The organism is Bremerella alba (genome assembly GCF_013618625.1).
Taxonomy (GTDB): Bacteria; Planctomycetota; Planctomycetia; order Pirellulales; family Pirellulaceae; genus Bremerella; species Bremerella alba.
Genome location: NZ_JABRWO010000015.1, coordinates 128,715 through 139,999 on the forward strand (window position 1 = coordinate 128,715; position 11,285 = coordinate 139,999).

10 protein-coding genes are annotated in these 11,285 nt (G+C 52.9%); 9 read left to right on the forward strand and 1 reads right to left on the reverse strand.

The genetic code is table 11. The features are described from left to right. Nucleotides 1-61: 61 nt before the first annotated feature. Nucleotides 62-931 (reverse strand): hypothetical protein, encoded by an 870-nt coding sequence (locus HOV93_RS22945; RefSeq protein ID WP_207398886.1) that lies wholly within the window; start codon nucleotides 929-931, stop codon nucleotides 62-64. A 210-nt stretch (nucleotides 932-1,141) separates the two neighbouring features. Here HOV93_RS22945 and HOV93_RS22950 point away from each other — a divergent pair, with 210 nt between their 5' ends. From HOV93_RS22950 to HOV93_RS22990, 9 genes are all read left to right on the forward strand, one after another. After that, entirely contained in the window at nucleotides 1,142-2,176 is a 1,035-nt protein-coding gene (locus HOV93_RS22950) for a hypothetical protein (RefSeq protein WP_207398887.1), read from the forward strand. Between the two features lie 452 nt (nucleotides 2,177-2,628). Next, on the forward strand, nucleotides 2,629-3,630 hold the full coding sequence (locus HOV93_RS22955) for an SPFH domain-containing protein (protein WP_207398888.1): 1,002 nt from the start codon (nucleotides 2,629-2,631) through the stop codon (nucleotides 3,628-3,630). 57 nt (nucleotides 3,631-3,687) lie between these two features. Further along, nucleotides 3,688-4,596 (forward strand): SPFH domain-containing protein, encoded by a 909-nt coding sequence (locus HOV93_RS22960; protein WP_207398889.1) that lies wholly within the window; start codon nucleotides 3,688-3,690, stop codon nucleotides 4,594-4,596. Nucleotides 4,597-4,752: 156 nt separating this feature from the next. Then, nucleotides 4,753-5,172: a hypothetical protein gene (locus tag HOV93_RS22965; RefSeq protein WP_207398890.1), complete on the forward strand. Its 420-nt coding sequence runs from the start codon at nucleotides 4,753-4,755 to the stop codon at nucleotides 5,170-5,172. Nucleotides 5,173-5,278: 106 nt separating this feature from the next. After that, a complete protein-coding gene (locus tag HOV93_RS22970) occupies nucleotides 5,279-6,841 on the forward strand; it encodes a glycosyltransferase family 39 protein (RefSeq protein WP_207398891.1) in 1,563 nt (520 codons plus the stop codon). A 249-nt stretch (nucleotides 6,842-7,090) separates the two neighbouring features. Continuing rightward, nucleotides 7,091-8,104 carry a DUF1559 domain-containing protein gene (locus tag HOV93_RS22975; RefSeq protein ID WP_207398892.1) on the forward strand — a complete coding sequence of 338 codons (1,014 nt, stop codon included), beginning with the start codon at nucleotides 7,091-7,093 and terminating at the stop codon, nucleotides 8,102-8,104. Continuing rightward, nucleotides 8,101-8,547, forward strand: a complete 447-nt coding sequence (locus HOV93_RS22980) for a hypothetical protein (RefSeq protein WP_207398893.1) — start codon at nucleotides 8,101-8,103, stop codon at nucleotides 8,545-8,547. The genes HOV93_RS22975 and HOV93_RS22980 overlap by 4 nt, the downstream gene beginning before the upstream one ends. A 429-nt stretch (nucleotides 8,548-8,976) precedes the next feature. Continuing rightward, on the forward strand, nucleotides 8,977-9,993 hold the full coding sequence (locus HOV93_RS22985; protein ID WP_207398894.1) for a DUF1559 domain-containing protein: 1,017 nt from the start codon (nucleotides 8,977-8,979) through the stop codon (nucleotides 9,991-9,993). 96 nt (nucleotides 9,994-10,089) lie between these two features. Further along, nucleotides 10,090-10,518 (forward strand): hypothetical protein, encoded by a 429-nt coding sequence (locus HOV93_RS22990; RefSeq protein ID WP_207398895.1) that lies wholly within the window; start codon nucleotides 10,090-10,092, stop codon nucleotides 10,516-10,518. Nucleotides 10,519-11,285: the final 767 nt, after the last annotated feature.

Here is an 11,285-nt window from a genome sequence, read left to right on the forward strand (position 1 = left end):
TGACACTTGCGTCGGCGAACTAGCAAAACGCGTGAGGCCATTGTAATTTATCGATCGTTCGTCACGCGAACTCAGGCTGCCGCAGTCGCATCATCCGTTGAACCGAATTTACATCGCAGCCAAAGTGATAAAGCGATCGATGCTTCTTATCGATGATGACAATCTGCGAGAGCGGCGGCATTAGTTCTGCATAGACGTCTTCCGGAATATCGGTGCAATAGCTGAGCACCGCCTCCTTCAGACTCAAATGCTTCCGTTGCGTGTTGTTCTCGATCCACTTCGTGAGCATGAACTGAAAGTGAATTAAAAAGTCGGTTGCTGCGTGATTCGGATGCAGCGCTAAAAATACACTTTCCGAGAGTCCCACTTCCAGATTGTACTGCGGAATGCTGTCGGCCAAGTTCCAACGGGAAACCAGCTGGTATTGCAAGGAAGAGGTGTCTTGTTCGTAGCAAGACTGCATCTGAGCAGCCGAAACGCGATCGGCCAACGAAGCGTAGACTAGATCGGCATTGATCAACATGTGGGTCCACGTCAGAAAACGACCGGTAACACTCGCTTCGTAGGTGAACGTCTCCCACTGAACGTTCCGAACACGAGTCAGCGGAATATTAGACTGGGTGGGTACCATGTCGATGATCGGCCGGTCATGCGACGGAAGAGGAGCGTTGTCGTAAAGCTCCAAGTAGCGTTCGGCCGCAATCGCAATCGGCAAGGGAAACATCTCGCGATCGAATACATTCCGTATCACCAAATCGTCCCGCAGCACAGGTTCCGGCACCAGAATGTGCTGGTACGTCCGCTGCCCCAGGTCGTCTACCTCGTTCAAACAGATAATACGAACCTCGTCGTCGAGCCCTTCAACCGGATCTTCCAGGCAGCCATAGAGGATATCCAAGGCATCCAGCATTTGGCTTTCGATATCGAGCATCGCTTAATCTTCCTAAGATGCTTACATGGTGTTCGTCTGAGGTGTCTTCCGCTTGCCGGCCGCGGAACAGGTCCGGCACGTATTCGCAAGACATTCCCAGCAAAGCTTTCAACAAACGGCTGGAAAAGGTTAGGTCACCTAGAAAGCGCAAGAGGTAAGCAAGCCGCAATTTATTCGCGGACGACCGTTAGATTCGGTACGATCTGAAGCATGAACCCCACGAATGAGAGTCCGACGAAACCCCATCGCGGTCGCTGGCTACGCTTCAGCCTGCGGTCGTTCATGGTATTAATCGTATTGCTGAGTGTACCGCTTGCCTGGCTCGGCCAAAAACACGCTCGAATGCGTATTGAAGATGAAGTGGTGGACATGATTCTTGCGGCCGAAGGGACGGTGATTTACCCACATCAGAAGGAAGCTTCGCAGGATGGTGGGTTTTATAAGAGCTCCAAGAACCCAGCCCCAGGTCCGAAGTGGATTCGAAACATCCTAGGCGAGAATCTCTTTGCCAGCGTTCAATACGTTTGGCTTACCAACGATCAAGTCGACGACGAGCTGATCGCCAACTTATCTCGCTTACAAAATTTAGAGGTCGTTCTCCTGAATTCATCCTCCGTGACGGACAAGAGTATCGATTCACTACTAATGGTATCTCAGCTAAAAGAATTGACTCTCGATGCTGACCAGGTTTCACCGCAAGCTTTCAACCGACTGCGTACGCACCCAATAATCGAATCTCTGGAGTTGTTCGGAAGCCTTGCTTCTCCCGGGCAACTAAAGCAGTTCGAACCATGGCCACAGCTAAAACATTTGACGCTTCACGCAAATATGGCAAGGGACGAAGACTTGCTACCACTGCTCAGCTCTACCAAGTTGCAAACGTTAACATTAAATTTCATGCCTCAAATCACCTTGAAAGCTCCGAAATTGCTGGCACGACTTGATTCGCTGGAAGAACTATCCGCGATTGGCTGCAGCGTGGACGATCGTTCGGTTGCGGCGATCGCTCAAATGTCTTCGCTAGTCAAGCTAGATCTATTTCGATCCGACATAACCGACAACGGCCTTCCTGACCTGAAGCGACTTACGAAACTAGAAGTTCTCTCTCTCAGAGAAACGGCAGTCACAGTCGAGGGCCTTCAGGCATTGCAAGGCATGAAGTCACTCAAAGAAATCATCGTCAGCCGAAACCAAGGTATCCCCGCTGGCAAAGTTGGCTCGGCCAACGTTGTCGTTAACAACTAGTAGATAAACAGACCTAAAAAAATAGAGCGTAGGGTGGCCCAGAGTTTTATCTCTGGGTCGGCATCGCCGACAAGCGGCTAATGCGAGAACGTGATCTAAACGTTAGGCACCCATCTTTATTCCTGCCGGGAACATGAGCCGCGTGTGGCCTGCGGCCATTTGAGATATAAAGCTCTGAGACGCTCGCTAATTCAGCTCGGACGGACCACCAAGCATCCAGCGAATAACCGTGAACTCATCCCAAGATCCCCCATCTGCCAGCGAATAACTGGCCGCGAAACCATTAACTTTTCGCGCCCATCACGATTCGCGTCGCCACCATCGACCCTACAGAGGGGACAACCGTTGCAACCTGCACGCGGCGCGATACCATCAGGTCGCACGGCTTTTGCGCAGTGCTACAGTTGAAAAACAATGGGCATTAGACTGCGGACATCTTAGGGGGATACTTCATGACTTGGTTATTGATGGGGCTCGTATGCGGGCTCATGGTTTACGTCTTCTTTCGCGTCGTTTTGACGGCGTTCTATATCATTCCGCCTGATCAACGGGCCGTGATCACCACGTTTGGTCGGGCCGAGCGATTGAGTGAAGAGTTCGTCGAACCGCTGGACGATCCGAACCTGAGCGAAGACGAGAAGAAACGCTACACCTATCCCAAGGTCCGCGTCGTCGGCCCAGGCGGCCCTTACTTTAAGATGCCGTGGCAGAAAGTGCATAAAGTGAGCGTCGCTACCCGCAGCGTCGACCTGGTGTGGGACCCCACGAAGAAACAGGAAACGATCGAAGCGGTCACCAAAGATAACCTGACAACCGGCGTGAACGGCCAGATTCGCTACCGCGTCGACGAGAACAATCTCTACGCGTTCTTATTCGGAGTTTCGAGCCCTCTGGAACACATCATGGGCTATTTCGTGAGCGTGCTTCGTGAACGCATCGCGACCTTTAGCGACCCCAAGGGAGCCAGCCTGTTAGCCAAGCCGACCGACGACGAGGATGAAGGGCAAACGAGCGTTTACCTTTCCGAAGGCGTTTCAATCAACGACCTGCGCAAGAATCTTCCGTTGTTGAACTCGTACATGGAAGATCAATGCCGCTGCACGCCGGGGCGCTATGGGGTAGAACTCGATGCGGCGCTGATTACCAGCATCGATCCGCCGCCGGAAGTCGACCGCGCGTTGTCTGCCATTAACAGCACACGTAACCAGGTGGCCGCTGACCTGAGCACCGCCCAGGCCGATGCCGAACAGCAGATCACGATGAGCAAGCGAGCCGTCGACATTGCCTCGAACAACGCTCAGGCCGAAGTTGCTCCGCTGCGAGAACTGGCCCGTACGCTGACGCAGATCAAACAAGAAGGGGAATCGACCGCCTTGCATGCCTACCTCCGCGACTTGAAGGTGCCGCTGCTATCCCGCGCGGTCAGTGTGGTTCAAACCCGCGAAGAAAAATAGCGTGTTCCCAAGAGACGCAGGGACAAAATTCACCATTCATATACGCGAGATTCAATCATGTTTTTCTTTGGCATATTCGTCGGACTGGTAACCATTCCGATTCTTTTGAAGCTGGCCACCAGCTTCGGTTTGTACGTCATCGTTCACGAGTGCGAGGCCCAGGTTTACACGCTCTTTGGTAAAGTCATCGGCACCATCGACGAGCCTGGCTTGCACCTGCCGATCTCGAAGTTCGGCCTGGGTGCGCTGCTCGTTCCCTTGTTTGGCAAACGGCACGTGGTCAGCACGGCGCTGCGTCAACATTACCTTCGCGGGCAGATGGTCAACTCCGAAGAAGGCACACCCATGGGTGTCGGTCTGTGGTACGAGATGGAAGTCAACGACCCGGTTGCTTACCTGTTTATTAATACGAACCCCGAAGGTTCGCTTCAGGCCAACGTCGCTTCCAGCGCAATCAGCACGCTGAGTAACCTGGAAATGGACAAGATGCTGGAAGACCGTCACAGCTTGAGCCGAACGGTTCGGGCAACCGTTTCGCCCCTTTCCGAGAAGTGGGGCTATCGTCTCGGTTCGGTCTATATCCGTAAGGTCTTCTTCACCGACGTGCAGATGGTGCACAACATTACCGATAAGGTCGTCAAGCGTCTGATTCAGGTCACCAGTGCGATGAAGCAGGACGGCGAAAACCGCGTTGGCTTGATCAAAAGTGAAACGGCCAAGGAAGTCTCGCAAAAGATGGCCGAAGCCGGTGCGATGCGGCCTGACATCGTGGGTAAGATGCTGAACGAAATCGGCAAGAACGACCCGGAGATTCTGGAATCGGTGCTCGAGGTGATGGAAGTCGAGCGACTGCTAGACTCGAAGGCCGAGGTCAGCATCATCCCGCGCGGAGCTAATGTGCTTTTCAACCTGAATAGCGGCAACGGCAAATCGAGCGGTACGCAGTACGTTCAGGCTGAGAACTAACGCGTTGGGCAACAAACTTTAAGAAACAGGCGGTCCAGGGTATTCAACCTGGATCGACTAAGCCAGCTCGTTGCTCTCTGTGAAATGTAGAGACGGGCCTTCGGGTTCGTGCCGCAATCAGTTAGCCCATTGTTTTGGTATTAGGTGTGCGAAGCCATGCGAGACGATCCATTTCGGCACGATGCCCTAAAAAGTTCGGAAGGGCTCAGTGCCGTCACCATCTATAAACTGATGGCCGGCACGCTGCTCATTGTGCTCGGTGTGGCGTTGGGTATTTACGTGGCCAACGCGACGCTAGAGCTAATCTATGGGCAAGAAGCCCCGCCGCTGATTGCTCGCATCCAAGATATCGCGGAGGAGAAAGCCGCCGCCGAAGTAGCCAATCAAGATGTGCCGGTGATCAAGCTAGCACCTGACTTAATGCAGGCCATTCTCTATGGGCTGACCTTCTTCCTTCTCATCATCCCAATTTCCGTCGCCTCGATGCTAGTAGGAGCCGGCGTCAAGCTGATGCAAGGAGAAGCCAACGAGGCCATCGCGATGCTAGCAGAGCGGTTGAAGAAGTCAGAAACCTAGCACCAGACCGGGCGGCCCATCTGATCGATCTTTCCTCACGAGCATCCTCTTGGTATCCTTCCTGCGAACTTAGATAGCAGGCCACTCGTCAGGATGGGAATTACTAATGGACTTGGAAGCTTCGTCGTCGGTTTGGACGCGATGGTTCTGGATCTTTGCGCTGACGCACGTTGTCGTCTGGTCGCTGATGCCCATTCTGACCGCAGCCAACGCCCCGTTAGATACGATCGAAATGATCTACTGGGGAAACCAATGGCAGTGGGGTTACTACAAGCATCCTCCGTTACCGGCCTGGTTGGCGGCCGGTTCGAGTAACGTATTTAGCGACCCTGCCTGGGCTTCGTATATCGTTGCCCAAGCATGCATCTTGGCCTGCTTGTGGGCGGTTTGGGAAGTCGTTCGCGATCGGAACCAACCATGGATTGCATTGGCCGCGGCCGCGCTATTGGAAGCCTGTGCGTTCTATAACTTCACCACGATCGAACTGAACAATAACATGGTCCGCCGGGCCATGACCGCGCTAACGGTGTTGTTTTTGTACTGGGCAATTACCAAGGGACGTCTAGCGTACTGGGCAGCCGCCGGCGTGTTTGTTGCGCTAGGCATGCTTTCTAAATACGACCACGGCATGTTAGTGCTGAGCCTGGTCGTGTTCGCCGCGATTCACCCTCAAGTGCGTGGTTTGTGGAAAACACCGGGCCCCTATGTCTTGATCGGCGTTTCGCTACTGCTGTTCGCGCCGCATATATGGTGGATGGTCGAAAATGACTTTATTACGCTGAAATACATCCAAGATCGCACGCACACTGAACCCAACGCCTGGAATCACCTGTGGATGCCGGCCAGATTCCTCGGAGAACAGCTTGGATCGATCGCAGGTATGCTGATCGGTTCGATGGCGCTACTCGGATTCTTCTGGAAGTGGCGAACCGACCTCAACGAGAAAGACCGCCTGGCACGCGACTACCTTTTGGCTGTGGTGGTAGGGCCGCTCTCGATCGCGGTGTTCGCATCGCTGGCCACCGGCGGAATGATTCGCAGCATGCTCGGGGCTCCGATCTGGATCTTTCTGCCTGCGTTGTTGGTGATGTGCTTTGAGCGCCGCCGCCAAGATCCACTTACCTGCGGCCGAGTTGCTGTCGCCTGCGCTACGCTAAGCGTTATCTTCGCAATCGCCGTTGGCGTCCGCAACACCTACGGGACCGCGATACGTGAGAAATACTTGCGCGTCGATTACCCCGGCGATCAACTTGCCGCCGAGGTGCAACTTCGCTGGCAATCGGTCGGCCAAGTGGGTCAACCTCCCACGATCGCCGGATCGTGGTGGCCGGCAGGCAATGCGTCGGTCTATGCCGATCGGCCGGTCGATGTGTATCCCGAATGCAATCCTCACTGCGCACCTTGGATCGACGAAACCAACATTCACGATCGAGGCGCGGTCGTCGTGTGGGAAAATTCAGAGGTTAGCCCCCCACATATCCGAGACTGGTTAGCCCGCTTTCCCACCGCAATCGTCCAGAAGCCTATCGAAATTAACCATGTGAAAGCTCCCCAGCTGCCCCCTCTGACGATCGGTATTGTGATCATCCCTCCGAGGAAGACCGGAATGGGTGAGAAACCACCTGAAATCGCATCTTCCGACGGTCCAGCGGCGTCAGATAAACGATAGTCACTCTATGAACGCGTGGCCATCCATTTCTGCCATTGCGCCTTTACCCCGTCTTATCTGGACACTATGGCCCTTTAATCTTCGTAAATTGCTAAGATCGGGCGAAATCTGTTGACCCAATACGGGGAAACGACGAAACTAAGGAAATACCTTTTATTTCTCGTCTTTTTTCCTTTCATGACGCGGCAGCCACTCATCCTCCTTGGCGATCCTTGCTGGCCGTCATGCGCTGATAGGGAGTTCATGATCATGTTCTCATCATCCCTTAAGGTGATCCCGAACAGGCCCGTGAAACGGTCGCCAGGCTTTACGCTTGTCGAATTGTTAGTGGTCATTGCCATCATCGGTGTTCTTATCGCCTTGTTATTGCCGGCGGTTCAGCAAGCTCGTGAGGCTGCTCGCCGCATGAGTTGTTCCAACCAGATGAAGCAAATCGGTATCGCCATACACAACTATCACGATACGCATCTTCAGTTTCCTCCAGGTGCCATTAGTGGCCATGTCACCTGCGTGAATGGAACCACTCCGCTAGGCGGCAACGGCAACGAATGCAACCAGACGTTCGCCCCGTGGACGGTGCTCATTCTTCCCTTTGTGGAACAGAACAATCTTCACGATAAGTTCGACTTCACACGAATCTTTTCTCCCTTTAGTTCCAGCTGTTCGTCACCCAACAAACAATACCAGTTTGAACCACTGGACATGTACAAGTGCCCGTCCGATCCAAACTCAGGCGGAGATGCCCCGACGCTCAATTACCTGGCATGCCAAGGTGGTGGCGACCCAAGCACCGTCAATGCGGAACTTCATGTTGCTTGTGCAGGTACCAGTAGTCCCACGCGTTATTTTTTCACCAACGGCATGTTCTACAACAACTCGACGACCCGGTTCAGCGATGTGACCGATGGAACGACCAACACGTTTATGGTGGGCGAATCGATGTATCACTTCCTCTTGGGTTCGCACCCGGGGATTGCGAGTCGCGAAACGAGCTGGGCTTCGGGCCAGTTAGTCAACTCGGTCTTTGGTACCTCGATCACGCTGTGCGCCTCGGCGAACCCCATCAATAGCGCTGTGCCGATTTCCACTTCGCATCAACTGGCCGAGATGACGTCGACCTATGGTAGCCGTCACCCAGGCGGCTGCATGTTTACCTTGGGAGACGCTTCGGTGCGATTCTTCAGCGAAAATATGGACCTGGCCGTTTACCGTTCGCTAGGTCGACGTGGCGATGGCGGACCGATCGGAGGCTACGCCCCGTGATCTTTACTTGGCATCATTTCAATCGTGGGCAGGGGCTACTGTGGCCAATGGTGGCGACATGCGTGGCGCTGATCGCCACCGTTGGCTGTAGTTATCGGGACGATGGTCCCAAGCGATATCGCGTCTCCGGCGATGTCCTCTACGATGGAAAGCCACTTCCGGCCGGCAAAGTTTTCTTTACGCCTGACACCGCAGCCGGCAACAGCGGGCCGGGTGGATACACCGACATCGTCGATGGCCACTACGATACCAACTCGGCCCATGCCAAAGGAGTCGTGCCGGGTCCCCATACCGTACGCGTCGAAGGATTCGACGGGCAGTCTTCCGCCCGCAACGACTTTCATCCCAAAGGCAACATGCTGTTTCCTGTCTACCGCGATGAAATCGACGTGCCAGAAGAAGCATCTCAGCACGACTTCGATATTCCGTTGAATCCCAAGTAGACGGCAGTCAACCTAGTCGAGACAAGTATGGCATGAGCGCTATCATATTAGCATTATGCTATTAACATCTCTTTGATACTGAGATACTCGTCTTGAGTATCTATCACCCAATCTTTGTGAAATCCCACAGATCGCAACGAATCTCATCAAAATTGCGAATTGGGCATAGCCCGAACTGCATTCTTCTGTCTTCTCCACCCGAAAAGGGATTTTACCCGATAACTCTCGGCCTTTACGCGATTTTCTTAATGTCAGATTTTTATCCAGGTTTTCATTGACCCGATTCGCAATTTTGGTAACACTGAGCGAGTCCTCCTTTTGGCGTTCGTTCGTCCCCCATTGGCGATGCGTCTTCGTGCCCGTATCTATTGGTATTTGACCGCATCAGTTCAATGTATTTCTATATCTATCTAATCCTGGAGACTCCTCATGTTTGTGTCGTTTCGTTCTAGGGTGCCTACCCGTCATGCATTCACATTGGTCGAACTTTTGGTGGTGATTGCCATCATCGGTGTGCTGATTGCACTCTTACTTCCCGCAGTTCAACAGGCTCGAGAGGCCGCGCGGCGGATGTCATGCTCGAACAATATGAAACAGCTCGCTCTTGCGTGCCATAACTATCACGATACCTTCGGCAAGTTCCCGCTCAGCTACAGCAACGGTGGTTACGACGTGAACAACAAAGGAACCAGTTGGCTACGTGAGACGCTCCCCTTCGTTGAACAAGCAAACTTGTACGACGCGATCGATTTCAATTACGGCGTTGGAAACGATCCCGAAAACACCGCGTCCACGTGGTATACCGATCCCACCCAAGGCTCAAATACCTGGGTTGCCCAGCATAGTATCGAGGCATTTCTGTGCCCTAGCGATGGGCTACACGACGACGGAAAGAGAAAGAGCCGGGCCAACATCGACGGCAACGCGGCCATGGGCGTGAACAACTACAAAGGCGTCTGCGGTGCCAACTGGCAATGGGGCACTTGGATTGTGAACTCCGGCCAGCATGCCGTTACGTCTTGGGGAGTGTCTGGCGATGGGCTAAATCAAGGCAATGGTATTTTCTTCCGCGGTGGCTCAGCTCCGTGCAAAACGGACATGGCCGATATAAAGGATGGTACATCCAACACCTACATGATCGGTGAATCCATTCCTGCCTACTGCAATCACACTTGGTGGTGGTGGTTTAACGGAACGACGGGAACTTGTGCGGTTCCTCCCAATCCGTTGGCCCAGAAGTCGACATGTCAGACCGGTAATCGAAATGCTGATCTGTTGTGTGCCCACGATGATTGGCCAAACAACTACTCGTTCATGAGTTCTCACCCTGGCGGACTTCAGTTTGCCTATGCCGACGGAAGTGTTTCCTTTGTGGCTGAAACGATCGACATCGCCGTATATCGAAACAATGCCACGATGGCTGGTGGCGAAGTGAATTCCAATTAGGTTCTCTTCCCTGATCAATGCTGAGTTCTGCTTATCTCCACCACGGCAGCTTGCCAACGACACCAGGCTGTCAGAAACACTTGCCTCGAGAAACTCATGAATCCTAATCGCTTGCTTGCTGGTTTATTGACAATTGGATTGGGCGTAACAGCGCTCGCTTGCAACTCGGAAGGGCCGAGTCCCGTTACGGTTTCGGTCACCTACAAAGGCGAACCGGTCCAGGATGTTCGCGTAAATCTACTCAATAGCAATGGAAAGTCTGCATTCGCATTCACCGACGAAACGGGCAAGGCAGAAAGCTTTACAAGTACGGCACCCGGCGGAGGTGTTCTGCCGGGAGAATACACCATGACCTTAGCTCCCAACCAAGAGATCCCTGCATCGGATGCAGGCGCCGCTGCGTATGCCGCCCCTAAAACAAAGCTTTCGTTCCCTAAAAAATACGCTTCCGATAGTTCGTCCGACGCGAAGGTAAACGTCACTTCAGACGGAAACAACGAGTTTCAACTGGAACTCACCGACTAAGGCTTGACTTTAAAACGAGTTGGCCCGGATCGATTTCCTTTTGCAGTTCTGGCCGAGAAACGGACGACAGGCAATAGCTTGGCGAAATAACCAAGATAGAGCAGCGTCTTGTCAGGATGTTCACCCGGGCACACTGAGCCACTTTGCTTGGTCGGTTCGGGTCAGACTGCGTGCGTTCTATCGCTATTTCACATCTATGGGTTGAATATTTATTTTGATATCACTAGCAAGCTATTTTGCTGCTCATACTTTGTAGTGCTCCGTTGTTTTACCCGCCAGGCAAAATGGCTCAGTTTGGAAGCTTGTTCCTCACAGCCACCTTGCGTATCGGGCATTTCCCATTTTGCACTATCGTTATTTAAGTACGTTTTTGCGAATTGATACGTAAACACCTTCCATTATTAGGCAATTTATGACGGTCAGGTATTTTTGAATATTTTTATTGACCCGATTCGCAAATAAGCGCACACTACCTCGTAACACCTTGTCTTGGGGCACTGCCCCCCAGATTTTCTTTTCCGACCGAGACCTCGTACGGCAAATTCTTGTCGTATAGGCTTTTCTATTCTTATGCTCTTATATACTTAGGTACTACTATGTTTAAGACTCGATCTCGTTCTTCTCAGGACAAAACACGGCGCACGGCCAGCGCGCACTTTAGGTAATCTGCGGTAGCGCGTCCAATCTCTTTCTGCGATGATAACGCTTTTCCAAATCCGTGTCTCGCGCCGCAGGGAAGAGTTGATGGCTCGCCAGATTGATCAGGA

Excerpts from the sequence above, each read along its gene's own strand:
- HOV93_RS22965 (WP_207398890.1), top strand. The coding sequence starts at position 4,753 with ATGCGAGACGATCCATTTCGGCACGATGCCCTAAAAAGTTCGGAAGGG.
- HOV93_RS22970 (WP_207398891.1), top strand. The coding sequence starts at position 5,279 with ATGGACTTGGAAGCTTCGTCGTCGGTTTGGACGCGATGGTTCTGGATC.
- HOV93_RS22975 (WP_207398892.1), top strand. The coding sequence starts at position 7,091 with ATGTTCTCATCATCCCTTAAGGTGATCCCGAACAGGCCCGTGAAACGG.
- HOV93_RS22960 (WP_207398889.1), top strand. The coding sequence starts at position 3,688 with ATGTTTTTCTTTGGCATATTCGTCGGACTGGTAACCATTCCGATTCTT.
- HOV93_RS22955 (WP_207398888.1), top strand. The coding sequence starts at position 2,629 with ATGACTTGGTTATTGATGGGGCTCGTATGCGGGCTCATGGTTTACGTC.
- HOV93_RS22985 (WP_207398894.1), top strand. The coding sequence starts at position 8,977 with ATGTTTGTGTCGTTTCGTTCTAGGGTGCCTACCCGTCATGCATTCACA.
- HOV93_RS22990 (WP_207398895.1), top strand. The coding sequence starts at position 10,090 with ATGAATCCTAATCGCTTGCTTGCTGGTTTATTGACAATTGGATTGGGC.
- HOV93_RS22950 (WP_207398887.1), top strand. The coding sequence starts at position 1,142 with ATGAACCCCACGAATGAGAGTCCGACGAAACCCCATCGCGGTCGCTGG.
- HOV93_RS22945 (WP_207398886.1), bottom strand. The coding sequence starts at position 931 with ATGCTCGATATCGAAAGCCAAATGCTGGATGCCTTGGATATCCTCTAT.